The 24,704-nt window shown below is 67.8% G+C and carries 28 protein-coding genes; 12 read left to right on the top strand and 16 right to left on the bottom strand.

What is annotated here, in order from left to right:
- Window positions 1-142 precede the first annotated feature (142 nt).
- Window positions 143-1,951 (top strand): ABC transporter ATP-binding protein, encoded by a 1,809-nt coding sequence (locus ACZYRS_RS00830; RefSeq protein ID WP_463417767.1) that lies wholly within the window; start codon window positions 143-145, stop codon window positions 1,949-1,951.
- A 9-nt stretch (window positions 1,952-1,960) separates the two neighbouring features.
- On the opposite strand, the gene ACZYRS_RS00835 is transcribed toward ACZYRS_RS00830, so the two are convergent.
- The gene (locus tag ACZYRS_RS00835) at window positions 1,961-3,301 is read right to left on the bottom strand and encodes an AsmA family protein (protein WP_463417768.1); all 1,341 of its coding nucleotides are present in this window, start codon (window positions 3,299-3,301) and stop codon (window positions 1,961-1,963) included.
- Between the two features lie 85 nt (window positions 3,302-3,386).
- Here ACZYRS_RS00835 and ACZYRS_RS00840 point away from each other — a divergent pair, with 85 nt between their 5' ends.
- The 5 genes from ACZYRS_RS00840 (at window position 3,387) to minE (ending at window position 7,261) form a co-directional block, all read left to right on the top strand.
- Entirely contained in the window at window positions 3,387-3,809 is a 423-nt protein-coding gene (locus ACZYRS_RS00840; RefSeq protein WP_463417769.1) for a hotdog fold thioesterase, read from the top strand.
- A 132-nt stretch (window positions 3,810-3,941) separates the two neighbouring features.
- Window positions 3,942-5,228, top strand: a complete 1,287-nt coding sequence (locus ACZYRS_RS00845; protein ID WP_463417770.1) for a solute carrier family 23 protein — start codon at window positions 3,942-3,944, stop codon at window positions 5,226-5,228.
- Window positions 5,229-5,350: 122 nt separating this feature from the next.
- The gene (minC, locus tag ACZYRS_RS00850) at window positions 5,351-6,118 is read left to right on the top strand and encodes a septum site-determining protein MinC (protein ID WP_463417771.1); all 768 of its coding nucleotides are present in this window, start codon (window positions 5,351-5,353) and stop codon (window positions 6,116-6,118) included.
- A gap of 52 nt (window positions 6,119-6,170) precedes the next feature.
- Complete coding sequence (gene minD, locus ACZYRS_RS00855) at window positions 6,171-6,986, top strand: septum site-determining protein MinD (RefSeq protein ID WP_198785525.1); 816 nt, start codon at window positions 6,171-6,173, stop codon at window positions 6,984-6,986.
- Between the two features lie 2 nt (window positions 6,987-6,988).
- Window positions 6,989-7,261 (top strand): cell division topological specificity factor MinE, encoded by a 273-nt coding sequence (gene minE / locus ACZYRS_RS00860; RefSeq protein WP_013538543.1) that lies wholly within the window; start codon window positions 6,989-6,991, stop codon window positions 7,259-7,261.
- Here minE and ACZYRS_RS00865 read toward each other — a convergent pair.
- Entirely contained in the window at window positions 7,224-8,897 is a 1,674-nt protein-coding gene (locus tag ACZYRS_RS00865) for a rhodanese-like domain-containing protein (RefSeq protein ID WP_463417772.1), read from the bottom strand. The two genes, minE and ACZYRS_RS00865, sit on opposite strands and share 38 nt — an antisense overlap.
- A 7-nt stretch (window positions 8,898-8,904) precedes the next feature.
- Window positions 8,905-9,897, bottom strand: a complete 993-nt coding sequence (locus ACZYRS_RS00870) for a Bug family tripartite tricarboxylate transporter substrate binding protein (protein WP_463417773.1) — start codon at window positions 9,895-9,897, stop codon at window positions 8,905-8,907.
- Between the two features lie 155 nt (window positions 9,898-10,052).
- Between ACZYRS_RS00870 and ACZYRS_RS00875 the strand changes: the two genes are divergently transcribed.
- Window positions 10,053-11,003: a fatty acid desaturase gene (locus ACZYRS_RS00875; protein WP_463417774.1), complete on the top strand. Its 951-nt coding sequence runs from the start codon at window positions 10,053-10,055 to the stop codon at window positions 11,001-11,003.
- A 10-nt stretch (window positions 11,004-11,013) separates the two neighbouring features.
- Here ACZYRS_RS00875 and ACZYRS_RS00880 read toward each other — a convergent pair whose 3' ends face one another.
- Together ACZYRS_RS00880 and ACZYRS_RS00885 are read right to left on the bottom strand one after the other, a co-directional pair.
- Window positions 11,014-11,916: an alpha/beta fold hydrolase gene (locus ACZYRS_RS00880; protein WP_463417775.1), complete on the bottom strand. Its 903-nt coding sequence runs from the start codon at window positions 11,914-11,916 to the stop codon at window positions 11,014-11,016.
- Window positions 11,917-12,137: 221 nt separating this feature from the next.
- Window positions 12,138-12,740: a TetR/AcrR family transcriptional regulator gene (locus tag ACZYRS_RS00885; protein WP_093435566.1), complete on the bottom strand. Its 603-nt coding sequence runs from the start codon at window positions 12,738-12,740 to the stop codon at window positions 12,138-12,140.
- A 172-nt stretch (window positions 12,741-12,912) separates the two neighbouring features.
- Between ACZYRS_RS00885 and ACZYRS_RS00890 the strand changes: the two genes are divergently transcribed.
- Together ACZYRS_RS00890 and ACZYRS_RS00895 are read left to right on the top strand one after the other, a co-directional pair.
- Window positions 12,913-13,857 (top strand): CysB family HTH-type transcriptional regulator, encoded by a 945-nt coding sequence (locus ACZYRS_RS00890; protein WP_042580666.1) that lies wholly within the window; start codon window positions 12,913-12,915, stop codon window positions 13,855-13,857.
- Between the two features lie 214 nt (window positions 13,858-14,071).
- The gene (locus ACZYRS_RS00895; RefSeq protein ID WP_233101672.1) at window positions 14,072-14,254 is read left to right on the top strand and encodes a hypothetical protein; all 183 of its coding nucleotides are present in this window, start codon (window positions 14,072-14,074) and stop codon (window positions 14,252-14,254) included.
- Between the two features lie 71 nt (window positions 14,255-14,325).
- Here the strand turns inward: ACZYRS_RS00895 and ACZYRS_RS00900 are convergent, their stop codons facing one another.
- Both ACZYRS_RS00900 and ACZYRS_RS00905 read right to left on the bottom strand, forming a co-directional pair.
- Entirely contained in the window at window positions 14,326-14,754 is a 429-nt protein-coding gene (locus ACZYRS_RS00900) for an RcnB family protein (RefSeq protein ID WP_198785516.1), read from the bottom strand.
- Between the two features lie 122 nt (window positions 14,755-14,876).
- Window positions 14,877-15,467: a dihydrofolate reductase family protein gene (locus tag ACZYRS_RS00905; RefSeq protein ID WP_463417776.1), complete on the bottom strand. Its 591-nt coding sequence runs from the start codon at window positions 15,465-15,467 to the stop codon at window positions 14,877-14,879.
- Between the two features lie 114 nt (window positions 15,468-15,581).
- Between ACZYRS_RS00905 and ACZYRS_RS00910 the strand changes: the two genes are divergently transcribed.
- Both ACZYRS_RS00910 and ACZYRS_RS00915 read left to right on the top strand, forming a co-directional pair.
- On the top strand, window positions 15,582-15,998 hold the full coding sequence (locus ACZYRS_RS00910; protein ID WP_463417777.1) for a winged helix-turn-helix transcriptional regulator: 417 nt from the start codon (window positions 15,582-15,584) through the stop codon (window positions 15,996-15,998).
- An 89-nt stretch (window positions 15,999-16,087) separates the two neighbouring features.
- Window positions 16,088-16,735, top strand: coding sequence for a GDSL-type esterase/lipase family protein (locus tag ACZYRS_RS00915; protein ID WP_463417778.1), 648 nt, complete (start codon window positions 16,088-16,090; stop codon window positions 16,733-16,735).
- Window positions 16,736-16,738: 3 nt separating this feature from the next.
- On the opposite strand, the gene ACZYRS_RS00920 is transcribed toward ACZYRS_RS00915, so the two are convergent.
- The 4 genes from ACZYRS_RS00920 to ACZYRS_RS00935 all read right to left on the bottom strand — a co-directional run bounded on the left by ACZYRS_RS00920 (window position 16,739) and on the right by ACZYRS_RS00935 (window position 19,008).
- A complete protein-coding gene (locus tag ACZYRS_RS00920; protein WP_463417779.1) occupies window positions 16,739-17,260 on the bottom strand; it encodes a class IV adenylate cyclase in 522 nt (173 codons plus the stop codon).
- A gap of 289 nt (window positions 17,261-17,549) precedes the next feature.
- Window positions 17,550-17,900 carry a hypothetical protein gene (locus tag ACZYRS_RS00925; protein WP_463417780.1) on the bottom strand — a complete coding sequence of 117 codons (351 nt, stop codon included), beginning with the start codon at window positions 17,898-17,900 and terminating at the stop codon, window positions 17,550-17,552.
- Window positions 17,897-18,493 (bottom strand): cob(I)yrinic acid a,c-diamide adenosyltransferase, encoded by a 597-nt coding sequence (locus ACZYRS_RS00930; RefSeq protein ID WP_463417781.1) that lies wholly within the window; start codon window positions 18,491-18,493, stop codon window positions 17,897-17,899. The genes ACZYRS_RS00925 and ACZYRS_RS00930 overlap by 4 nt, the downstream gene beginning before the upstream one ends.
- A 14-nt stretch (window positions 18,494-18,507) precedes the next feature.
- Complete coding sequence (locus ACZYRS_RS00935) at window positions 18,508-19,008, bottom strand: DinB family protein (RefSeq protein ID WP_463417782.1); 501 nt, start codon at window positions 19,006-19,008, stop codon at window positions 18,508-18,510.
- 90 nt (window positions 19,009-19,098) lie between these two features.
- Between ACZYRS_RS00935 and ACZYRS_RS00940 the strand changes: the two genes are divergently transcribed.
- Complete coding sequence (locus ACZYRS_RS00940) at window positions 19,099-20,523, top strand: FAD-binding oxidoreductase (protein ID WP_013538527.1); 1,425 nt, start codon at window positions 19,099-19,101, stop codon at window positions 20,521-20,523.
- 79 nt (window positions 20,524-20,602) lie between these two features.
- On the opposite strand, the gene ACZYRS_RS00945 is transcribed toward ACZYRS_RS00940, so the two are convergent.
- From ACZYRS_RS00945 to ACZYRS_RS00965, 5 genes are all read right to left on the bottom strand, one after another.
- Window positions 20,603-21,496, bottom strand: a complete 894-nt coding sequence (locus tag ACZYRS_RS00945) for a CsgG/HfaB family protein (RefSeq protein WP_463417783.1) — start codon at window positions 21,494-21,496, stop codon at window positions 20,603-20,605.
- A 112-nt stretch (window positions 21,497-21,608) separates the two neighbouring features.
- Entirely contained in the window at window positions 21,609-22,550 is a 942-nt protein-coding gene (locus ACZYRS_RS00950) for a ParB/RepB/Spo0J family partition protein (RefSeq protein WP_463417784.1), read from the bottom strand.
- Window positions 22,550-23,095: an RBBP9/YdeN family alpha/beta hydrolase gene (locus ACZYRS_RS00955; protein WP_463417785.1), complete on the bottom strand. Its 546-nt coding sequence runs from the start codon at window positions 23,093-23,095 to the stop codon at window positions 22,550-22,552. The genes ACZYRS_RS00950 and ACZYRS_RS00955 overlap by 1 nt, the downstream gene beginning before the upstream one ends.
- 43 nt (window positions 23,096-23,138) lie before the next feature.
- A complete protein-coding gene (locus ACZYRS_RS00960) occupies window positions 23,139-24,053 on the bottom strand; it encodes a ParA family protein (protein ID WP_463417786.1) in 915 nt (304 codons plus the stop codon).
- An 18-nt stretch (window positions 24,054-24,071) separates the two neighbouring features.
- Window positions 24,072-24,686, bottom strand: coding sequence for a LysE family transporter (locus ACZYRS_RS00965; RefSeq protein WP_198785505.1), 615 nt, complete (start codon window positions 24,684-24,686; stop codon window positions 24,072-24,074).
- Window positions 24,687-24,704 lie beyond the last annotated feature (18 nt).

Consider the following 24,704-nt stretch of genomic DNA (forward strand, 5'->3'; position numbering starts at 1 on the left):
CAGCGCGTCCAGGTGCGCAGGGCATCGGGTGCTCCCCGCAGCGAAATCAAGGAGGAGGCCGCAGGCCGGGGGACATTCGCTGCGGGGAGCACCCGGTGGCCTGTGCACACGCCCTGAGGATTGCCGTGGGCATACTGGCACGATGCACATCCTCTGGACCTACCTGAGGCCGCACGCGCGCCTCGCACTGCTCGCCCTCTTGCTGGCGGGCATCAGCCAGGTGCTGGCGCTGGTCGACCCGATCATCTTCGGCAAGATCATCGACCGGTACGCCATTCACCGCGACGGCAAGACAGAGCAGGAACTGGTCTCCGGCGTGCTGCGCCTGCTGGCGCTCGCGGTGGGCGTGGCGATCGCGTCGCGGCTGGCGAAGGCGCTGCAGGAATACATCACGCGGCTGGTGGTGCAGAAGTTCGGCACGCAGATCTTCAACGACGGGCTGCGCCAGGTGCTGCGCCTGAAGTTTCCCGAGTTCGAGGACCTGCGCAGCGGCGAGACGCTTTCGATGCTGCAGAAGGTGCGCGCGGACAGCGAGCGCTTCATCAACGCCTTCATCAACACCGCGTTCGCGGCCATCGTGGGCATCGGGTTTCTCATCTGGTACGCGGTGACCAAGCACTGGCTGCTGGTGCCGGTGTTCCTGATCGGCGTGCTGGTGCTGGGCGGGCTTACCGGCCTTCTGAGCCGCGAGATCAAGAGCCAGCAGCGCTCGATCACGCGGGAGACGAACCGCAACTCGGGCTTCATCACCGAGTCGCTGCGCAACATCGAGCTCATCAAGAGCCTGGGGCTGACCTTTTCGGAGATCCGTCGGCTGCAGGCGCAGACCACGCGCATCTTCGCGCTCGAGATGCAGAAGGTGAAACGCATCCGGCTCCTGTCTTTTTTGCAGGGCACGACGCTGAGCCTCTTGAAGCTGGCGGTGTTGTTCGCGCTGCTGTGGCTGATCTTTCGCGACGTGCTGAGCACGGGCGAGCTGATCGCGATGCAGTTCATCTCGGTCGCGATCTTCGCGCCGCTGCAGGAGCTGGGCAACATCATCCTGGCGTACCGCGAGGCCGAGGCATCGCTCCTGAATTTCGAGGCGCTGATGCAAAAGCCCATCGAGCGGCGGCCCGAGTCGCCGATCAGCATCGGGCCGGTCACGCACCTGCGTTTTGCGGACGTGAGTTTTCGCCACAAGGGCGCGACGGACAACGCGCTGGACGACGTGTCGTTCGAAGCCGGGCTGGGCGACACCATCGCCTTCGTCGGCCCCTCGGGCTCGGGCAAGTCGACGCTGGTGAAACTGCTGGTGGGCCTGTACACGCCCGCGAGCGGCGAGGTGTTCTACAACGACATTTCCACGCGCGACCTGCGCTACAACCAGGCGCGCCGGCAGATCGGTTTCGTGACGCAGGAGACGCACCTCTTCGCGGGCACGATCCGCGAGAACCTGCAACTGGTGAAGCCCGACGCGACCGACGAAGAAATCCTCGAAGCCATGCGGCAGGCCTCGTGCGCGTACCTGGCCGAGAAGTCGCCCGAGGGGCTGGACACGCCCATCGGCGAGCGCGGCATGAAGCTCTCGGGTGGCGAGAAGCAGCGGCTGTCGATCGCGCGGGCGCTGGTGCGGGAGCCGCGCCTCCTGATCTTCGACGAGGCCACCTCGGCGCTCGACTCGCTGACCGAAGAGCAGATCACCGCCACCGTGCGCGAGATCTCGGCGCGCAGCACGCAGATCACCATCCTCATCGCGCACCGGCTCTCCACGATCATGCATGCGGGCACGATCCACGTGCTGGAAAAAGGGCGCATCGTGGAGAGCGGCACGCATGCGGCACTGCTCGAAGGCAAGGGGCTGTATTACGCGATGTGGCGCCAACAGATCGGCGAACGCCCGGTGCCGCGCATTCAGGACATCGAGCCTGTTGCTGTTGCTGAACCGCCCGGCGAGCCCGAGCCCGCCTGACGCACGGCGTCAGCGCTGCGACGCCGGGGGCTTGCGCGGCTTGGGCACCGTCTTCTTCTCGGGCTCGCCGCCGAACAGCTTCTCGACCTGCTGCCCCACGCGCGCGCCGATGGCCGTGCCCACGCCCGGCAGCACCGCGCTGCCGACCGCGGCGCCCGCGAGCGCGCCGCCGGTCAGCGACACCTCGGGATCGCTCACGCTGCCGCCGATCTTCAGCGGCACGCCGACCACGCCGTCGACCAGGTCCACCGCGATGTCGCCCTCCATCTTGCGATTGAAGAGCCGCAGGTTCCCGCTCGCGGTGAGCACGCCCGAGCGCGCCTTGAGGTTGGTGTAGCGCATCACGATGCCGTCCTCGGTGCCCTGGGTGTCGAGCGTGCCGGTGAGCTCGTCCAGCGGCGTGGTGCCGCCGCGGCTGATGCCGGCGGTGCTCACGGCCTTGGCGATGTCCAGCTTGGTGAGCGTGGCCGGCCGCACCGAGAAGGTGGTGCGGGTGTGCATGCTGCGCATCAGCGCACCCAGCTCGTTGGCCTCGTCCGCCTCGGCCACGAGCGTGGAGTGGCCGTTGACCTTGCCCGCCACCGAGGTGCGCCGCCCGAAGGCCTGCACCAGCCCTTCGATGTCGACCTGGCGCGGATCGAGCTCGGCCGACAGGCGCAGCTTGCCGCCGGCCGGCGTCTCGAACAGCGTCACGCCGTTCCACGTGCCGCCGCCCACGTCGATGCGGGTGCGCCAGCGGTCCTGCCCGGCTTCGCGGTCCAGGCGCAGGCGCGCGGGCGGCGTCGCTCCCGCGCGTTCCACGCGGGCCTGGCGCGGGCGCCAATGGGCATCGAAGGCGATCTCGCCGTCGTAGGCGAGCGCGATGTCGCGCCGGTCGATCCAGACCACATCGCGCCAGCGCACCTGTTCCAGCGGAATGGGGGCGAGCGTCCAGGGCGCGGGCAGCGCGATGACGTTGCCGCCTTCGTGGGGCTTGGGCCCCTTGCCGCGGAAGGCGCGCACCGATTCGCGCGGCAGCACGAGGCTTTCGATTTCCAGCGCGTCCACGGCGATGACGCGGTGCAGCAGCTCCGAGAGCTTGAGCCGCGCCGAGGCGCGGCGCAAGGTGATCGGGCGCGGCTGCTCGGTGGCGATGTCCGAGAGCACGAGCACCGGCGTCGGCAGCAGCGCCCAGTGGGCGCCGCCGACCTTCAGGCCCACGCCGAAGCGCTGCTCGAAGCCCTCCGAAATGCGGGCCGCCACCTCCTCGTCGCTCGGCAGCCGCGAACTCACGAACCACACCAGCGCACCGATGCCGAGCAGGAGGACTGCGGCGATGCCGAGGAGCCAGCGGCGGAGGGGGTGCTTCATCGGCCCAACTTAGCACGCAAAGGCGACTGCGGTTGTCAGCCGCCGTCGCTATAGTTTCTGCAAACCCTGTCCCCGAAAGAACCCAATGCGTATCTGGAAAAAAGAGATCTCCGTCGAAGAACTGACCCGCAACCACATCGGCACGGCCGTGTCCACGCTGGGCATGGAGTTCCTGGAGGTGGGCGACGACTTCATCCGCGCCCGCGTGCCGGTCGACGAACGCACCCGCCAGCCCTACGGCATCCTGCACGGCGGCGTGTCGGTGGTGCTGGCCGAGACGCTGGGCTCCTGCGGCGCGCACTACTCGGCCCCCGAAGGCGACCGCGCCGTGGGCCTGGACATCAACGCGAACCACATCCGCTCGGTCACCAGCGGCTGGGTCATCGGCACGGCGCGGCCGGTGCACCGCGGGCGCAGCACGCAGGTCTGGCAGATCGAGCTCACGAACGAAGCGGGCGAGCTGACCTGCGTGTCGCGGATCACGATGGCGGTGCTGCAGCCGCGCTGAGCCGGGTGCGGCGGGCCAGTCCCTTCTGGCTCCTTCTTGTCTTGCGGGTGTGTTCAGCGCGGGATTCATCGACCACAATCACGCCCCGGAGCGCGCGGGGCGCCCGCCACAACCAACAAGAGGAGACAAGCAATGTTCAACTGGACTGAAAAGCCGGTGTCCACACTGGCCGACGGCGCGGTCATCGCGCCCGACGAGCGGCTGCCCTGGCTGCAGACGGGCGCGATGGGCATCCAGCACGTGATCGCGATGTTCGGCGCCACGGTGCTGGCGCCGATCCTCATGGGCTTCAGCCCCAACATCGCGATCCTGATGAGCGGCATCGGCACGCTGATCTTCTATTTCGTCACCGGCGGCAAGGTGCCCAGCTACCTGGGCTCGAGCTTCGCGTTCATCGGCGTGGTGATCGCGGCCAGCGGCTACGCGGGCAAGGGGCCGAACGCCAACATCGCCGTGGCGCTGGGCGGCATCATGGCCTGCGGGGTGGTCTACATCCTCATCGGGGCGCTGGTGCAGGCCATCGGCACGGGCTGGATCGAGCGCTTCATGCCGCCCGTGGTCACCGGCGCGGTGGTGGCGGTGATCGGGCTGAACCTGGCGGCCGTGCCGATCAAGAACATGGCGGCCAGCAACTTCGATTCGTGGATGCAGGCCGTGACCTTCCTGTGCGTCGGGCTGGTGGCGGTGTTCGCGCGGGGCATGCTGCAGCGCCTGTTGATCCTGGTCGGGCTGATCCTGGCCACTGTCGTCTACGCGGTGCTGACGAACGTGCTGGGCATGGGCAAGCCGGTGGACCTGAGCGGCATCGCCAACGCGGCCTGGTTCGGCCTGCCGACCTTCACCACGCCGGTGTTCACGGCCAACGCGATGCTCCTGATCGCGCCCGTGGCGATCATCCTGGTGGCGGAAAACCTCGGCCACCTGAAGGCGGTGACGGCCATGACCGGCCGGAACCTGGACCCCTACATGGGCCGCGCCTTCATCGGCGACGGCATCGCCACGGTGGTGAGCGGTGCCGCGGGCGGCACGGGCGTGACCACCTATGCCGAGAACATCGGCGTGATGGCGGCCACGCGCATCTACTCGACGGCGGTGTTCGTGGTGGCGGCGTTCGTCGCGCTGGTGCTGGGCTTCAGCCCCAAGTTCGGCGCGCTGATCCAGGCGATTCCGTTGCCGGTGATGGGCGGCGTGAGCATCGTGGTGTTCGGCCTGATCGCCATCGCGGGCGCCAAGATCTGGGTGGACAACAAGGTCGACTTCTCGCAGAACAAGAACCTGATCGTGGCCGCGATCACGCTGATCATCGGCACGGGCGACTTCACGCTGAAGTTCGGCGACTTCGCGCTGGGCGGCATCGGCACCGCGACTTTCGGCGCCATCATCCTCTACGCATTGCTGGGCAGATCGCGCAACGCCTGAGCCTCGGAAAAATGAAACGTCGTGCAAGAAGTGTTGTCCCGGGCGGTTGAACGCGGGGCCGGTCACCGCCCGGAAGCCCGCGCCCGTTAGACTCCAACGCTTTTCGCACCGACGTTTTCCCAATGGCCGATGTCTCCGCCGCGCGCACCAAGGCGGTTTTCGAATTCAAGAGCGCCACGCTGCCGCTGATTGCAGTGATCCTCAAGACGTCCGACCTGGACGTGCTGGCCGAGGCGCTCGACGCCCAGTTGGCCGACTCGCCCGATTTCTTCGAGCAGGAGCCGGTGGTCATCGACCTCTCGCAGCTCCCCGAGCACGACGAAGAGGGCGAGGCCACCGCCCAGATCGACTTTGCGGCCCTGCGCAGCCTTCTCGCGCGTCACCAGACCCAGCCGATCGCGGTGCGCGGCGGCAACGACGCCCACAATGCCGCGGCCCGCGCCGCCGGCCTCTCGCTGGCGGCCATGCCCTCGGCCCCCGCGCCCCGGCCGCCGGCTCCGCCCGCCGAGGCGCCGGCCGAAGCCCCGCAGATCGTGCGCGAAGTGCCGGTGCCGGCCAACGGCACCCTGCTGATCGACAAGCCGCTGCGCTCGGGCCAGCAGGTCTACGCCCGGGGCGGCGACGTGGTGGTGACGGCCGTGGTGAGCTTCGGCGCCGAGGTCATCGCCGACGGCAACGTGCATGTGTACGCGCCGCTGCGCGGCAAGGCGATTGCGGGGGCGCGCGGCAACACCGAGGCGCGCATCTTCTCGACCTGCATGGAAGCGCAGCTGGTGGCCATCGCCGGCATCTATCGCACCAATGAAGTGCCGCTGCCGGACCCGGTGCTCGGCAAGTCCGCGCAGGTGCGGCTCGATGGCAAAAAGCTAGTGATCGACGCGATTGCCTGACGCACGCGGCGCTCTGAAACCAACAACAGAATCGAAACAAGAAGGAATGGCCATGGCCAAAATTGTGGTGGTGACCTCGGGCAAGGGTGGCGTCGGCAAGACGACCACGAGCGCCAGCTTCGCATCCGGCCTCGCGCTCGCGGGCAAGAAGACGGCCGTGATCGACTTCGACGTGGGCCTGCGTAATCTCGACCTGATCATGGGCTGCGAACGCCGCGTGGTGTACGACCTGATCAACGTCATTCAAGGCGAGGCCAACCTGAGCCAGGCGCTCATCAAGGACAAGCAGTGCGAGAACCTCTTCGTGCTGGCCGCCTCGCAGACGCGCGACAAGGAAGCCCTCACGCAAGAGGGCGTCGAGAAGATCCTGAACGACCTGGCCGCGATGGACTTCGAATACATCGTGTGCGACTCGCCCGCGGGCATCGAGACCGGCGCGATGATGGCCATGCACTTCGCCGACGAGGCGCTGGTGGTGACCAACCCCGAGGTCTCCTCGGTGCGCGACTCGGACCGCATCCTGGGCATGCTCAGCAGCAAGACCAAGCGCGCCAAGGACGGCGGCGAGCCGATCAAGGAGCACCTCTTGATCACCCGCTACAACCCCAACCGGGTGGCGGGCGGCCAGATGCTCTCGCTGGAAGACATCCAGGACATCCTGCGCATCAAGCTCATCGGTGTGATCCCCGAGTCGGAAAGCGTGCTGCATGCCTCCAACCAGGGCGTGCCCGCGATCCACGACAAGGACACCGACGTGGCGCAGGCCTACAGCGACGTGGTGGCGCGCTTTCTCGGCGAGGAGAAGCCCATGCGCTTCGTCGACGCCGAGAAGCCGGGCTTCTTCAAGCGGATTTTCGGGAGCAAGTAGGCATGTCGTTTCTCTCGTTCCTGCTTGGCGAGAAGAAGAAGACTGCAAGCGTCGCGAAAGAGCGCCTGCAGATCATCCTCGCGCACGAGCGCTCCAGCCTCAGCGGCAAGAAGCGCCCCGACTACCTGCCCGAACTCCAGCGCGAGCTGGTGGCGGTGATTTCCAAGTATGTGTCGATCAATCCCGACGACATCAAGGTGCACCTGGAGACCCAGGACAACCTCGAAGTGCTCGACATCAAGATCGAGCTGCCCGATCCGGCCCCTGCCCGCTAGCTAGCCGGGCAGGAAAGAAGCGAAAGCGCACCGACGGGTCCTGCAGGACCCGCTCGGCCAGCGCCCGCTCCCAGGCGAGGTACTCGGCCCAGGCCGCATCGCGGCGCGGGCCGAACACCCGCATGACCGAGCCCCAGTCGTCGTCGAAGGGGGTGAGCAGCTGGGCCGGCACGAACGCGGTCGACAGGGCCCGCCCCGACGCCTTCCAGGCCTGCGTTCCGCCCTGGAGCCAGGTGAACACCGCCCCCGATCCCGGCCAGCGCTGCTGCGCATCGCGCGCGACACGGCGTGCGGCCGCGCCGTCGGGCGAGGCGAAGACCAGCGTGCGGCCGGCCACGGCATGCGAGGCCAGCGGGCCCAGCGTGGCCGGCAGCATGTAGAGCGCGCCGGGCAGGTGGCCGCGTTCGTAGTCGAGGCTCGCGCCCACGTCGATCACCGTCACCGCGCCGTTCCTGCGCAGCTGGGCGAGCGCTTCGGGGCCGAGCGGCGGGGGCGCATCCGTCGCGGCCACCGCCGTCGCGGGAGGCGCCTGTTCGGGTGACAGCGCACCGTCGTAGACGTACACCTCGGCCTGGTTCAGCTGCGTGAGCCAGAAGCTGGTGACGGCAGCGCGCAGGCGGTGCTTGGGATCGTCTATCAGCACGATGCGCGCGCCACGCGTGGCCACGAGGTTCTCGAAATGCATGAAGAGCTGGCCACCGGGCACCTGCTGCACCACCGTGTCCACGAAGGCCGGGTCGGCGACGGGGCGCACGTCGAAGATGTAGAGCGTGCGCGCGTCGTCGGCGCGCCAGCCGGCGAGCTGCGCAGCATCGGCCAAGGGGAGAGAGAAGCGCGCGATCAGTTCGTCGGCGATGCGGCGCAGGACCTCGGGCGATTCGGGCGGCAGCTCGTCGTCGGGCGCCGCGTTCTGCACCGTCGGCGCGCCTTGCAGGCCCCAGGCCATCACGCCGTCTTCGACGAACACGGCATCGGGCGCGCGGCCGAGCACCCGCAGCGTGGTGGCGCCGAGGATGCCGCGCGTGCGGCTGAAGCAGTTGATCGCCCAGACGTGCGCCGCATCGCCCGCCTCGAAGCGGCGCAGCGCGAGCTCGGTGCCGGCATGGTTGCGCGCGCCGGGCAGCGAGAGGAATTCGAACTCCGTGCGCGGCCGCGCATCGACGAGCGTGGTCGGCAAGCCTTCGCGCTGGCGTGCGCGCAGGGCGTCGACGGGCAGCGCCGGCGTGCCGTAGTGCAGCCGCGCGCGGTCGCCGAAGGCCTTGACCAGCGTACCGTAGCCGTCGATGGCGGGCAGGCCCTCGGTCACCCAGCGCTGCAGGCCGCCGTCGAGCGTGCGCACATCGGCGTAGCCCAGGCGTTCAAGAAGCGCCGATGCGGCCTGCGCGGCGCCGTCGGGCGCGTTGTAGTCGTCGTAGAGCACCACGGACGTGGAACGCCGCGGCACGAGCGCGCCGATCTGCAGTTCGAGCCCGCTGAGCGGCGCGTTGCGCGCGAGGTTGGGATGGCGCTGCACGAACCAGCGGGTTTCGCGCACGTCGAGCAGCGCCAGTTCGACAACGGGGGCCGCCATGGGCTCGGCCAGCAGCAGGGCTTGCAGTTCCGCGGGGGCGATGGGTTTCTTCGGGGTCCAGCTCATGTCGATGTCAGTCCGGCAGGATGCCCGCCTGTTTCACGACGGCCGTCCACCTGACGGTTTCGCTCTGGATGAAGCGGCCGAACTCCTCGGGCGTGTTGCCCACGGTGAAGGCGCCGAGGTCGTCGTAGCGCTTCCTGAAGTCGGGCGACTGCACGATGGCCCGCAGTTCGCGCGAGAGGCGCTGCACCAGCGGCGCCGGCGTGCCGCTGCGCACGACCACGCCGTACCACGACGTGACTTCGAAGTCGGGCAGGCCCGCTTCCGCGGTCGTGGGCACGTCGGGCAGCCACGGCGCGCGCGTGCGGTAGGCCACGGCCAGCGGCTTCAGCGTGCCGGCCTTGATGAAGGGAATGGCCGTGATCACCTCGTTGAAGATGAACTGCGTCTGCCCCGCGAGCAGGTCCTTGATGGCCGGCGCGCTGCCCTGGTAGGGAATGGCGGTGAAGTCGGCGCCGGTCCGCGCCTTGAGCAGCTCGCCCGCCAGGTGCGAGTACGCACCCACGCTGATGCCGTAGTTGACCTTGCCGGGGTGCTTCTTCGAATAGTCGACCAGCTCCCGCGGCGTGCCGACGGGCAGCCGGGGGTTCACCAGCAGCACCTGCGGCGTCTGGACCAGCAGCGAGACCGGCGTGAAGTCGCGCGCGAGGTCGTAGCTCAGCTGCTTGAAGAGCGCGGGCTGCACCGTGAGGTTGGACGCGGGCGCGAGCAGCAGCGTGTAGCCGTCGGCCGGCTGGCGCGCCACGAAATCGAAGCCGATGTTGCCGGCCGCGCCGCTGCGGTTCTCGACCACCACGGCCTGCCTGAGCCGCTGCTGCAACTGCTCGGCGACCTCGCGGGCGATCTTGTCGGCGATGCCGCCGGCCGGATAGGGAACGACCACGCGGATCGTCTTCGTCGGGTAGTCGTCCAGCGCCGCTGCGCGGGCCTGGGAGACACCCGCCAGCGCGGACGCCGACAGCGCCCACCACAGCACGGCACGACGAGGGAAAGAGGCGTTCATGGGAGCAGCAAAAGGAACCGGCGCAGCAATGCCGCCAAGCGTAGGCCGCCGCGGGCCGGCGCGGGAACGAAATTTCGCGACCTTGCTTATGCGAAAAGCGCGCATGCAGACGGCTTCTTCATACCTAGGATCGCAGTCCTTTGAGTCGCCCGCCCATGACATCGACCGCCGACCCGTCCACCGCACCGACGCGCACCCCGTCCGGCACGCGCCGGGCGCATTGGTGGTGGCACTACGAAGTGCCGACGCTGCTGCTCGCCGCCGCGCTCTACGTTGCGTGGGCGGCGCTGCTGTGGTGGCACGCGGCGCTGCCGGGCTGGGCGCTGTTCCTCTTGGGCGGTTTTCTCGCGCAGCTGCATTTCTCGCTGCAGCACGAGAGCATCCACGCGATGCGGCACCTGCCCCGGTGGCTGCGCCATGCGGTGGTGTGGCCGCCGCTGAACCTGTGGCTGCCGTATCCGTTCTACAACCGCGGGCACAGCGCGCACCACGTCAATTTCCACCTGACGCATCCGGAGCGCGACAACGAGAGCGCCTACCACTCGGCGCCCGCGTGGGCGGGTTACGGGCCGGTCTGGCGCTGGATCTACATGGCGAACCAGACGATCGCGTTCCGCGTGGTGCTCGGGCCGTTCCTGAGGCTCTGGAAGCTGGTGCGCTTCGAATCCCAGCAGGTGCTCGCGGGCGACTTCTCGCGGCTGCCGACCTGGGGCTGGCATGCGCTGAGCGTGGCGCCGGTGCTGTACTTCGTCACCGCGGTCTGCGGCATGGGCGTCGGCGAGTACCTGCTGTACTTCGTCTACCCGGGAATGATGCTGGGCTCGCTGCGCACCTTCACCGAGCACCGCTGGGCCGACACGCCGCACGAGCGCGTGGCCATCGTCGAGTCGAACGTCGTGTTCGGGCTGCTGTACCTCTTCAACAACCTGCACCACGTGCACCACCGCGCGCCGACGATGCCGTGGTACGAGATCCCGGTGTACTTCCGGCGCCATCGCGCGGCGGTGCTGGCGGCGAACGGCAATTTCTACTACCGCGGCTACGGCGAGATCGTGCGGCGGCACCTGTTCAGGCCGGTGTTCACGCCGGTGCATCCGACGTGGTGAGGGCCTTTTTTCAGGGCTGCTGTTGCATGAGAAATCGCGTCACCTCGCCCAGCACGTCCGCCTCCTTGAGGATGCGGCGGTGGCCCCAGCCCTGCGTGGCGACGAGTTGCGCGCGAGGGATGGCATCGCGGTAGGCCTCGGCATCGGCAAAACGGTTCACCCGGTCGTCGCGGTCATGCACGATCAGCGTCGGCTGCGCGATGCGCGGGCCGGCCAGCGCAGGTTCGAACTGCGGCATCAGCACGCCTTCGCGCGCCTCGAACATCCGCTGCATCGCGGCGCGCGTCTGCTCGCTCAGGCCGAAGGCGTGCGCGAAGTAGCGCGTGTATTCGCGCGGCGACGCGGGCGGCGCGAGCAGCACGATGCGCTCGGCCGGCAGCCCGCGCCCCGCGGCGTAGGCCAGCGCATTGGCGCCCAGCGAATGCGCGACCACGGCGCGCAGCGCACGGCCATCGGCGGCGAGCCGGGCGGTGACGTAGTCGATGGCGCGCGCGAACTGCGCGCCATTGGTCGCCGTGCCATCGCTGCGGCCATGGGCGGGCAGCTCGAGCAGCACCGGCCGAAGGCCCGCCGCGGCCACCGCCTGCGCGAGCGGCAGCATCTGGCCCGCATGCCCGCCCCAACCGTGCACCAGCAGCACGACCGGCGCGGATTCCGCTGCCGAGTCCTGCGCCGCCAGGTGGTAGATGCCGACGCTCGCGTCCTCGAAGGACCAGGCCTCGTGGCGCCAGTCGGCACCGGGGTGCTGTCCGCGGTAGAGCCACTTGGGCGGCAGCGGCGTGCCGAACACGCGGTAGGCCGCGCGCACGCCCAGCGCGGGCCAGAGGCGCTGCGACGCGCCCAGGCCGAAGCGCATCGCGCGCATCAGGCGGCTGGCGCCGTAGTAGTTCGTGGGGGCGGGGGTACTCGTCATGTGCGGGGGTCCTCGGTGGTTCGGTCGACTCAGTACCAGACCCAGTCCTGGTTGCTGCGGGGCAGGCTGCGCAGCGTGTCGCGGGCGGCTTCGACGCCGAGGGCGACGGCGTAGATGGCAAGGCAAAGGGCGATGATCAGCATGGCTGCTTCTCCTGTTTATCGCACGACTGTGCGAAATTCTGACAAACAAAGACGGAAGAAATCCACCTGCCCGATGGCTCAGGCGAGGTAGCTGGAAAGGAGCCGCTGCCAGGTCTGCGCGGCCCGGTCGGCGGTATGGGGATCGCGCAGGAAACGCGCGTCGTGCAGCTGGTTCATCATGATTCCGTTGATCTCGCTGACCAGCTGCGCGGGTTCGGTGTCGGCCTTGAGTTCGCCGGCCTCGATGGCGAGCGTCACGGTGCGGCGCAAGGCGGCGCGCCAGCGCGTGATCTCTTCCAGGAGCACGTCGCGCAGCTCCCCTTCGCGGTCGTCGAACTCGAAGGCGCCGGCCACGTAGAGGCAACCGGTCTGGGCCTCGACGTCGCGGGTGCGGGCGATCCAGCGGGCCACGATGTCGTTCAGGCGGGCCAGCCCCTTGGGCTTCTGCATGGCCGGCACGAACACGTCGGCCAGGAAGCCGCGGCCGTACTCCTCGATGACCGCCTTCTGCAGCGCCTCGCGCGATCCCACGCGGGAAAACACGCCGCTCTTGGAGAGCCCCAGTCGGCTCGCGATGACCTGCAGCGAGATCGCTTCCAGGCCTTCGGCCAGCGCGAGGTCCATTGCCGCGCCGACGATGGCGGCGCGGGTAAGTTCGCTTTTCTGGGTCTTGGCGTCCATGCGGCAAACTTTAGCACAGTCGTGCGAAATTACAAGCACGGGGCAAACGTCACACCGTAAAGATGTTTTGCTCATGTGGAACCAACAAACGCATCGTTCCCTGCATAAGCACTTGTGCAGAGAATCGCCGGTCGGTCCCCACTCCGGGGTCCTGATGACACCTCGGCGCCAGATGAACTTTCAACAACTGCGCTCGGTACGCGAGGCCGTTCGTTGCGGCTTCAACCTGACCGAAGTCGCTCACACCCTTCACACCTCGCAGCCCGGCGTGAGCCGGCAGATCCGCGAACTCGAGGAGGAGCTTGGCATCGAGCTCTTCGTGCGCGCCGGCAAGCGCCTCACGGGCCTCACCGAGCCGGGCGGGCATGTGCTGCCGATCATCGAGCGCATGCTGCTGGAGAGCAGCAACCTGCGCCACGCGGGGCAGGAGTTCGTCGCGCAGCAAAGCGGGCTGCTGTCGATCGCGGCCACGCACTCGCAGGCGCGCTATGCGATGCCGGTGGCCGTGCAGGAATTCCGCGCGCAATTTCCGAACGTGAAACTGCACCTGCACCAGGGCTCGCCCAAGCAGATCGCGCAGATGCTGATCGACGGCGAGGCCGACGTGGGCATCGCCACCGAGGCGCTGGGCGACTACCCGCAGCTGGTCGCCTTGCCCTGCTACCGCTGGACGCATTCGGTGATCGTGCCGCCGGGGCATCCGCTGCTCGATGCGCCGCTGTCGCTGGAGGCGCTCACGCGCTATCCGCTGATCACCTACGACACGGGTTTCACCGGCCGCTCGCGCATCGACGAGGCTTTCGAGCAGCGCGGGCTCGCGCCCAACATCGTGCTGGCCGCGATGGACGCCGACGTGATCAAGACCTACGTGCACCTGGGACTGGGCGTGGGCATCGTGGCCGGCGTGGCCTATGAAGCGGAGCGCGACACGCAGCTGCGTGCGATCGATGCGGGGCGCCTGTTCGGCATCAACCTCACCAAGCTCGCGGTGCGCCGCGGCAACTACCTGCGCAAGTACGTCTACGCCTTCATCGAGTCGTTCGCGCCGACCCTCACGCGGGCCATCGTCGAGAAGGCGCTGGGCGACGAAGCCAAGGCGTCGCACTACGAAATCTAGCCCCGCCGCGAAGGTTCCGGGCGCTGTTGCGCAGCGGGTACTGCCAGAACGGCGGGGTTCAAAAGAAAGCGTGCGGCTTCACACAAGGGGCGTACATTCGGGTTAATTCCTTGGCTTCCGGAACGGATCAGCAATGGCATCGACCCCGCAGCAGCAGCAACAGCAAACCAGGGCCGCCCAAAAGGCGGCCGATGCAGCGGAGCGACGAGAGCGGTTGAAACGGGCACTGCCCGCCACGGTGGAGCTCCTGCAGAGCCGCCAGGCCGACCGCATCGACGACAACGACATCGAAGCGTATGTGAGCCTCAACTGGCTCGAATGGCACGGTGGGGGCTTGCGCCTGACCATCACCGGGCGCAACGTGTGCGCCCAATCGGCCTCCACCGCGCTGGCCTGACAAGCATCCCCCCAAAGAAAAAACCGCCACAGTGACCTGTGGCGGTTTCGCATGTGGCCGGGGGTGACGGGTTACTGGCCCGCGATGATCTGCGCGATCAGGCCGGTGGCAATGGCGGCGAGCACGTAGTCACCACCCACGCCGACCCACTGGTAACCGCGCGGCGGTGCCTGGAGGCGATAGGCGCGGTAGTCGTTCACCACGTAGTTGCGGCCACGGTACTCGGCCGGCACGCGGCCACCGCGGCGCCATTCGGCATGCGGCTGCGGGAAGCCGCGGCGATCGAACTGGCGGCCGTCGCGGAAGTCCTGGTTGCCGCGGTAGTCGCGGTTCGGACCGCGGCGATCGAAGTTGCGATCGTCGTGCCGTTGCTCCATGCCGGGACGCCCGTCGCCGGGCCGTCCGTCGAAGCGGCGGTCTTGCGCGAAGGCGCTTCCTGCGGCCATGCACATCGCGAGCGCCGTAGCGGCGACGGCCATGCGCTTTGAATTGATGATCATCTGGAACTCCTTCATGTTGATGACGAGTCCATTGTGGGCCGCGGTTGTGTCTGCCCGGCGCACGTGAGGTCGCGGTCAGGTGAAATCAGGTAAGCGCTGGTATCGGCGCGGCGCGTTGTCCTTCACCGCGGGGCGTAGCGGTTGACCACCACGCCGCATTCGTAGCCGACCGACCCGAGCAAGCGCAGCGCGTGCCCCTCGCGCTGGTCGTGAAACACCGAGCGGCCGCCGCCCACGGCCATGGGGTTCACGAAGAACTGGAACTCGTCGACCAGCCCCTCGGTCACGAGCGACGACGCAAAGCCGACACCGCCGATGACGAGGATGTCCTTGCCCTCCTCCTGCTTGAGCGCATTCACCTCCTCGGCCATGCCGCCGCGCGCGATGACGGTGCGCTCCCAGCGCGATGCCTTCAGCTTGTCGGTGAGCACCACCTTCTGCGCATCGACGATCTTCTGCGCGAAGGCGAACTGCGGGTTGGCCGGATATTTTTTCGCCGCGCGGCCCCAGTGGTCGAGGTAACCCTCTTCCACGATCTTGCGGCTCAGCAGGATGGTGTCCACGCCCTCGAAGACGCTGTTGAAGTCAGCCTTCAGCTTGTCGTCCCAGGCCCAGCGGTCGCCCCATCCCCAGACCTGCCAGTCGAGGTTGCCATTGGCTGGCGAGACGTAGCCATCGACGGACATCTGCATCTGCAGTATGAGCTTTCGCATGGGGACACTCCTTGGGATCGGTTCGAGAAACTGCTATTGAAATGCAATCGGTTTGAAGTATTCAAAAACCGGTGCGAAAATGCAAGCGGTTTTTCAAGCACGCCGGAAATCCCGATGGCCACTCCACAGAAATCGCTCTGCCCGATCAACCTCGCGCTCGAAGTCTTCGGCGACCGCTGGAGCCTGCTGATCGTTCGCGACATGATGTTTGCCGGCAAGCGGCACTTCAGGGAGTTCCTGCAGTCCGAGGAAGGCATCTCCTCGAACATCCTGACCGAGCGCCTGGGCAAGCTCGTCGACTACGGCGTGCTCAGCAAGACCGACGACCCGACCCACAAGCAGAAGGCCATCTACAGCCTCACGCCGATGGGCATCGACCTGCTGCCGGTGGTGACGCAGATCGGCGCCTGGGGGCGCAAACACGCGCCGGTCACCAAGGAGAGCGCGGCGCCCGCGGCGGCGCTCGAGAAAGGCGGGCCCGCCCTGCAGAAGAAGATGCGGGCGGCGTTGCGCAAGGCGCACCTGAACTAGCCGCGCGCTGCCTGCTCTCCGGGAGGACAAAGGGGCAAAAAGGGGAAATAGCCCGCGGGCGCGCGCCCCGCGTTTAAGCTGCGCGCTCCATGAAGCGACGACACCTCCTCCACCTGATGTGCGGCGTGCCGGCCACGGCCGCTCTGACCGCCTTGGCAGCCTGCGGCAAGCGCAAGCCCTCCGCTGCGGCGCTCAAGCCCGATGCGCATGTGCTGGCCATCGGCGACAGCCTCACCTTCGGCTACGGCGCGCCACCCGATGCGTCGTGGCCCGTGAAACTGGGCGAGCTGACCGGCTGGCAGATCGAGAACGCAGGCGTCAACGGCGACACCTCGGCCGGCGCATTGGAGCGCCTGCCCTCGCTGCTGGCCGCGGGCAGCTACGACGCGGTGCTGATCGGCATCGGCGGCAACGACATGCTGCGCGGCGTGTCGGCCTCGGCCACGCGCGACAACATCGCCGCCCTCGTGAGCCAGGCGCGCGAACATACGCCGCATGTCGCGCTGCTGGCCACGCCCGCGCCCGATGCGATGCGCGCGGCCGTCGGTTCGCTCAGCGATGCGCCGTTCTACGAAGAGGTCGCGAAGTCGGGGCAGGCGCTGCTCGTGGCCAACGTGTATTCGAGCGTGCTGTCGGATGCGTCGCTGCGCTCGGACCGCATCCACGCCAACGCACAGGGCTACGCGAAGGTCGCGCAGCTGCTCGCGGACCAGCTCAAGGCCGCGGGCTGGCGCTGAGGCTCAGGCAGCGGCCTGCAGCAGGTCGACGTAGGCGCCCTGCACGAGTTGGTCGGTGCCGATGCCAAGCTGCGCCATGAGCGCATGCGCCTCGGCCACGCCGGCCTCCGCGGATTCGCTCTCTTTCAGCACCACTTCGAGCTCGAGGAATTCGCCGAGCCCTTCGACGCGGTCCAGGTGCACGCGCGTGCGGCCCACGAGGAACAACCTTCGCTGCTTGCGCACGCGACCAGCCTGACCCCAGGCGAGCGTGAGCGATTCGCGCAGTGCATCGGGCGTGGTGGTCGGCGTGATCAGGTAGAACGATTCCTTCGGGCCGCTGCTGTTGGCGCGGCGATAGAAGATCAGCTCGGCGCGGTCGGGCGCGAAGGTGCGCAGCTTGAGGCGATCGGCGCCGTTCTCGCAGCGGAAGAAAGTGTCGTCCTGCGCGATGTCGACGGGGCCTGAGTCGGCGAGCGTTGCGGCGATGAGTGCCACGCGTTCCACGCTGTCGATGCGGGCCTTGATCTCTATGTTTCTTGCCATGGTTGTCGTGTTGCGTTCGTGTTCAGGGCGCGTGCGCAGGCCACCGGGTACTCCCTCCGCGAATGTCCCCCGGGCTTCGCCCTCCTCCTTGATTTCGCTGCGGGGAGCACCCGATGCCCTGCGCACACAGAGCGCTCTGCTTGTGCGGGCCAATCAACAAGTGCCCTGAAAGATCGCGCCGGCGGTGGGCCCTGTTTCGCGAAATCAAGGAGGAGGCGAAGCCGGGGGACATTCGCGAAACAGGGCCCACCGTCGGCGTGATCGCCGCCCTGAACAGAGCCTCAGTCGATCAGGGCGAGTTGCCCTGCGGCCCCACAGGCGGCGGCGCCGCACGCCCGCTGGAGCCCGGCGCGAGCTTGCGGCCGAAGGCCTCGCCCACGTTGCGCACCGGCCGGCTCGCGCGAGCCGACACGTTGTTGACGCCGCGCCGCGTGGCGCTGTCGGCGCGGTCGATGCCGCGGCCTGCTGCATTGGTGCCGCGCTGCACGCCGCTCACCACCGTGCTGTCGCGTGGCGGTGCCTTGAGCGTGTGAGCGCGCTGCGCCTTGGGTGGGTTGTCGGCGCTCTGCGCGTGGACGGCCGCAGTGGGCAGCAGGAGGAACGCTGCTGCAAGCGCAAAGGTATGCGTGGGCATTTTCATGACGGGCTTCCTTCATCGTCGGCGGCATCGGCGGCTGCCGCGCGGGCCATGCGCTCGCTCTTCCAGTACACGTCATCGCCACCGTCCATGCGGTTGAGCACGCGCGCGAGCACGAAGAGCAGATCGCTGAGCCGGTTGAGGTACTGGCGCAATGCGTCGTTGAGTTCCGCGGTGGCACCGAGCGCCACCACCGCGCGCTCGGCCCGCCGCGCCACCGTGCGGCACACGTGCGCGAGCGAGGCGGCGCGCGTGCCGGCCGGCAGGATGAATTCGGCCAGGCGCGGCAAGGCGGCGTTGTGGTCTGCCAGCGCGTTGTCCAGCTGCAGCAGCGCCTCGGGCTTGAGCAGCGTGAAACCGGGCATCGAGAGCTCGCCGCCGAGGTTGAAGAGCTGGTGCTGCACATCGACCAGCAAATCGCGCACGGCCTCGGGCATGGGCTCGCAGAGCAGCACGCCGATCTGCGAGTTGAGCTCGTCCACGTCCCCCATCGCGTGCACGCGCAGATGGTCCTTGGGCACGCGGGTGTTGTCGCCCAGGCCGGTGGTGCCGTCGTCGCCGGTGCGGGTGGCGATCTGGGAAAGTCGGTTGCCCATGGGCGCGCTCCTGTTTATGCGGGGACGGTCGATGCGTCGATCTTGCCGGCCAGCCATTGCAGGCCCGCCAGATGCTGCTGGTCGTGGCTGCAGAGGTAGTGGACGAGGCTGCGCATGGTGAGCGGGCCGTAGCCCTCGAAGACGGCCGTGCGCGCCAGTTGCGCGTCGGTCAGGCTCGACACGATCTCCATCGTCTGGACGCGTGAGAGGCGGAAATCGGCCAGCACCTGCTTCGCGTCTGCGGCGCCGTAGTTGCGCGCGATGGCGAGCGGCTCGCTGTCGATCGAGGCCAGCGTGGGGCGGTTCTCGGTGAGCGTGCGCCGAAAGCGCACGTGGTACCCCTCGACCTCGATGTCACGCACATGGCACAGCTGCTCGATGGCGGTGAAGGCCTCGCTGGGCACGCCCTCCCATGAGGGCGGCGCCCAATGCTTGAAAGCATCGGGAATGGCCGCGTAGTGGGCCTCCAGTTGCGAGGGGAAGGCCGCGAGGGCGCTGAGGGTCGTGGGGTTCATCATTTTTTCCGAAGCGCATTATGGTGCTCGCTCCGTAAAATGACCGCGACGCCCCGCTCCCTGCCCCATCGTCCCCTCTGGAGAAGTCCGATGAACGCCCCCACCCAAACCTCGCACCTGATGCCGGCGCTTCATCTGCGCGACGTGCCCGCCAGCCTGATCGACGGCCTGAAGGCGCGCTTCGGCGCCAACTGTTCCACGGCGATGGCGGTGCGCACCCAGCACGGGCGCGACGAATCGTCGTTCGACGCGCCGCCGCCCTCGGCCGTGGTGTTCGCCGAGAGCACGCAGGACGTGGCCGATGCCGTCAAGCTCGCCAGCGAGCACAGCGTGCCGGTCATTCCCTTCGGCGTCGGCTCCTCGCTCGAAGGCCACCTGCTGGCGGTGCAGGGCGGCATCAGCATCGATGTCTCGCGCATGAACAAGGTGCTGTCGATCAACGCCGACGACCTCACGGTGACGGTGCAGCCGGGCGTGACGAGGAAGCAGCTCAACGAGGAGATCAAGAGCACGGGCCTGTTCTTCCCCATCGACCCGGGCGCGGACGCCTCCATCGGCGGCATGACGGCCACGCGCGCGAGCGGCACTAACGCGGTGCGCTACGGCACGATGCGCGAGAACGTGCTGGCCCTCGAAGTGGTGACGGCTGCGGGTGAGGTCATCCGCACCGGCACGCGCGCGAAGAAGTCGTCGGCGGGCTACGACCTCACGCGCCTCATGGTCGGCAGCGAAGGCACGCTGGGCGTGGTCACCGAGGTCACGCTGCGCATCTACCCGCTGCCCGAAGCCGTGTCGGCCGCGATCTGCTCGTTCCCGAGCATCGAGGCCGCGGTGCGCACCACCATCGAGACGATCCAGCTGGGCGTGCCGATCGCGCGCGTGGAACTGATCGACGTGAACACGGTGCGCATGGTGAACGCCTACGCCAAGCTCAACCTGCGCGAAGAGCCGATGCTGCTGATGGAATTCCACGGCTCGCCCGCAGGCGTGAAGGAACAGGCCGAGACGGTGCAGGAACTCGCGAGCGGCCATGGCGGCAACGCCTTCGAATGGGCCAGCACGCCGGAAGAACGCACGCGCCTGTGGACCGCGCGGCACAACAGCTATTTCGCGGCCGTGCAGTCGCGCCCGGGCTGCCGCGTGATTTCGACCGACACCTGCGTGCCGATCTCGCGCCTGGCCGATTGCCTGCTCGACTCGGTGGCCGAAGCCGACGCGAGCGGCATCCCCTACTTCCTCGTCGGCCACGTGGGCGACGGCAATTTCCACTTCGGCTATCTGCTGGACCCGAACGTGCCCGAAGAGCGCGTGAAGGCCGAAGCGCTCAACCACGCCCTCGTGACCCGCGCGCTGGCGCTCGAAGGCACCTGCACAGGCGAGCACGGCGTGGGCTTGCACAAGATGGACTTCCTGGTGACCGAGGCGGGTGTCGGCGCGATCGACATGATGCGCACGATCAAGCGCGCGCTCGATCCGAAAAACATCATGAATCCGGGCAAGATCTTCAGCCTCTGAGTCATCTCCGCCACACATGAAAAAGCCCGGCGGCTCGTGAGAGCGCCGGGCTTTTTCGTGGCCCGGAGGCCAGCGTTATTTACTTGCGGCGGCGTGCCGGTGCCGGCTCCGGCGGCACGTAGGTTTGCGACGGCGCAGCGCCGCCGTCCACGCCGAGCCTGCCCCCACCGCCGAGGCCCTGGCCGCGCACGGTCTGTGCCTTGTAGTTGCGCAGCGAACGGACCATCTGGTTGAAGGCGTCCATGAACGCGGCGGCAATCACCTTGCCCTGTGCCGTGTTGGTGTAGCCGCCGAGGCCACCGGCGCCGCTGCGGCCGGCCAGGCCGCCGAAGGCGCCGAAGTCGGTCTTGGAGGCGCTGCCTTCGGAGGCCGCGACCTGCACGCCCGAGCGGTTGTCGATGAGGGTCAGCAGCGCGCTGGCTTCCTTGGTCTGCATGCTGCCGCCGATGGCTGCGAGCGCGCGGCCACGGCCACCACCCACGAGGCCGCCGAGCGCGCCGCCGATGCCGCCGGCATCGCTGTTGCTGAACACGATTTCGGGCGACAGGCCGTAGTCGGAGGCGACCATCTGGCCGCGGCCGAAGTTGCTGCCGCCGCGCATTTCACCCGACTGCTGCAGCGCGCGCTCGCGCGTCATCGCGTTCATGCCGGCCGCGCCGCGCTCGACCACGATGAAGCAGTTCGACTGCTGCACCAGCAAACGCAACAGATTTGCAGTAGGCGGCAGGCGGTATTCGCCGGTGAGGATGGTGTACCAGCCCGCGCTCTGGTTCTCGATCAGCGACACCGTGCCGAGCGGCGATTCGCAGCGCTCGAGCTGGCTGCTTTCGCCGGCGGTGGACGAACCGGCGGCGCTGCCGGTGGCCATGGTCTTGGCCGACTGGCTGCCCATCTGCATGTCGGTGGCCGCGCAGCCGGTGAGGAGAAGAGCGCCCACGGCAATGGCCGCGAGCGGGAACTTGGTGAACGTCATGACAGGGACTCCCTCTGTTATCAGATCTGGGGTTGGAAAAAACCAGCGGTCGAGGATACGCGCAAAGGATTACAGGAATCAATCAAACGAATGCCGCATCCCGATTTCAAAACTAGGCCGTTCGGCGGATGCGATCGATCAATCCATTGAGCGCTTCGATGGAGCCGAAATGGATCGCGAGCTCGCCGCTTTCGCCGCGTTTCGTGCGCTTCTTGATGCGCACCTCGACCTCGGCGGTGAGCAGGTCGGCCAGCTCTTCTTCCACACGCTGCAGGTCGCGCGATTTCTCGCCGGCGTTGCCGCGGCGGGACGGCGTCAGGGTGAACTCGGCCGCGAGTTTCTTGACCAGCGCCTCGGCCTCGCGCACCGACATCTTCCTGGCGGCGATCTGATTGGCCGCCGTGATCTGCGTGCCGCGGTCCAGCGAGAGCAGCGCGCGCGCGTGGCCCATGTCGATGTCGCCGGCCATCAGCATCAGTTGCGCGGGTTCGGCCAGGTTCAGCAGGCGCAGCAGGTTGCTGGCCGCGCTGCGCGAGCGGCCCACCGCCTGGGCCGCCATTTCGTGAGTGAGCCCAAACTCGGCGACCAGGCGTTGCAGGCCTTGGGCCTCTTCGAGCGGATTGAGGTCTTCGCGCTGGATATTCTCGATCAGCGACATGGCCGCCGCGGCCTCGTTGGGCACGTCGCGCACCAGCACCGGCACGCTGTCCAGGCCCGCGAGCTTCGCGGCGCGAAAGCGCCGTTCGCCCGCGATGATCTCGTATTCGGCGTTCTTGGCAGCCGCCGATTCGGCATCGAGCCGGCGCACCAGGATCGGCTGCATGATGCCCTGCACCTTGATGCTCTCGGCCAGCTCGTAGAGCGCGCCCTCGTCCATGCGCGTGCGCGGCTGGTAGACGCCGGCCACCATCTGGTCGAGCATCAGCGTCGTCGGGTTGGGCGGCGCACCGCCCTCTTCCGTACCGGCGCCATTGTGATCGGCGGCGGGCGCGGCCGTCGGGCCGAGCAGCGCTTCGAGTCCGCGGCCGAGGCCCTTGGGTTTCTTGGTCGCCATCAGTTCTTGTCTTTCGAAATGTCGTTCAGGAGTTGCCGGCCTTCGGGCCAGTCGCCCAGGCCGGATTCGGCGTTCAGGTGGCCGCCCTTGCCGGCGTCGACGAAGCGCGCGCCCCAGTCGCGGGCCAGTTGTCGGGAGCGCGAAGCCTCGCAATACGGATCGTCGTTTGCGGCGATCAGTACCGAGGGAAACGGCAGCGGCTGGCGCACGATCGGTGCCCAACCCGGAATCAGCTGCCGAAGATCGTCGCGCTCCAGATCGCCCGGCGCTACCAGCAATGCACCGCACACCTTGTGCGTGTTGCGCGAATGCGCGGCCCAGGCGGCGACGAGGATGCAGCCGAGGCTGTGCGCGGCAAAGGCCACCGGACCGGGGGCGGCCAGCACTTCTTCCTCGAGCCGCGCGGACCAATCGCCGCGCAACGGACGCATCCATTCATGCTGGTCGACGCGGCGGTCGCCGTGGAGCCACTCCCAGAGGGTCTGCCAATGGCCGGGGCCGCTGTTCTGCCAACCCGGCAGCAGCAGGATGCGGGAAACTGTCATTTGCTACGAACTTGATAGCGCCGTGCCGATTCGGAGCAGGCGTTTAGAGGCTTTTTTCGGGGGTGGAGTCAGAAGTGGGCGCGGGCGCCAGCACGTCCTCGGGAATGGCCAGGTCCGGTGCGATGCGCTCGACGGGTGCGATCGGCGGTGCGACGGCGCCGGAGGCGAAAGCGCTCGCAGGCGGCAGCTTCTCGACCAGTTCCTGCGCGAAGGCAATGAACGCCTGGCTGCCCCGGGCAGCCGGATCGAACACCACGCCTGGCAGTCCGTAGCTCGGCGCTTCGGCCAGCCGCACATTGCGCGGGATCACGGTGTCGAACACCTTGTCGCCGAAGTGGGACTTGAGTTGCTCGCTCACCTGCTGCTGCAGCGTGATGCGCGGATCGAACATCACGCGCAAGAGGCCGATGATCTGCAGGTTCTTGTTGAGGTTGGCGTGCACCTGCTTGATGGTGTTGACCAGGTCGGTCAGCCCCTCGAGTGCGAAGTACTCGCACTGCATCGGCACGATCACGCCATGAGCGGCGCACAGGCCGTTGAGCGTGAGCAGGCTCAGGCTCGGCGGGCAGTCGATCAACACGAAGTCGTATTCGGCGCCGACGGCGGCCAGCGCAGTGCGGAGGCGCTTTTCGCGGCGGTCGAGCGCCACCATTTCCACTTCGGCGCCGGCCAGTTCGCGATTGGCGCCGAGCACGTCGTAGCTGCAACCGCCCTCGATCAACTTGTCCGACTGGACGCGCGCTTCGGCAACGGAGGCCGATTCGAGCAGCACGTCGTACACGGTCAGCTCCAGCTCGCGCTTGTCGATGCCCGAACCCATGGTCGCATTGCCCTGGGGATCGAGGTCGATCATCAGCACCCGCTGCCCCACCTTGGCCAAGCCGGCGGCGAGATTGACGGTGGTGGTGGTCTTGCCGACGCCGCCCTTTTGGTTGGCAATGCAGAAAATCTTGGCCATGTCAGTTCTGGGGATCGATCAGCGCGAGATCGCGAGCTTGACGCCGAAGGCGATCAGGAAAACGCCAGCCAGCTTCTCGAGCGTGCCGGAAATGCGGCGATTGGCACGGATGCGCTCGGCAAGAAAATGCGTGAGCAGCGTCGAGGTCAGGCCGTAGAGGAAGGTCAGCGCCGCGATCGTCACGGCCATCGCGCCGAAAGTGACCAGTCCCTGGTGACGGGTCGGGTCCACGAACAGCGGGAAGAAGGCCATGTAGAACACGATGGCCTTCGGGTTCAGCAAGGTGATCGTGAAGGCTTGGCGCAGAAAGTGGCTGGGCTTGATGTTGAGGATCGGTGCCGAGCCGGGCTTGGCGAGCAGCATCTTTATGCCGAGCCACGCCAGGTAGGCAGCGCCCAGCCATTGAACCGCCTTGAATGCCGTCGGATACGCCGCCAGAACAGCCGAAACGCCCGCCACTGCGGCCCACATCAGGCATTGGTCGCCGAGGATCACGCCCGAAGTCGCTGCCAATCCACCGCGAATTCCGCCTTTGCTGGTCGAGGTGATCAGCGCCAGATTGCCCGGACCGGGAATCAGGAGGAACAGGATGATGGCGGCGACAAACGCGCCGTAGTCAGCGATGCCAAACATGTAATTTGCCTCGAAGAA

The organism is Variovorax sp. AC194, from assembly GCF_979257995.1.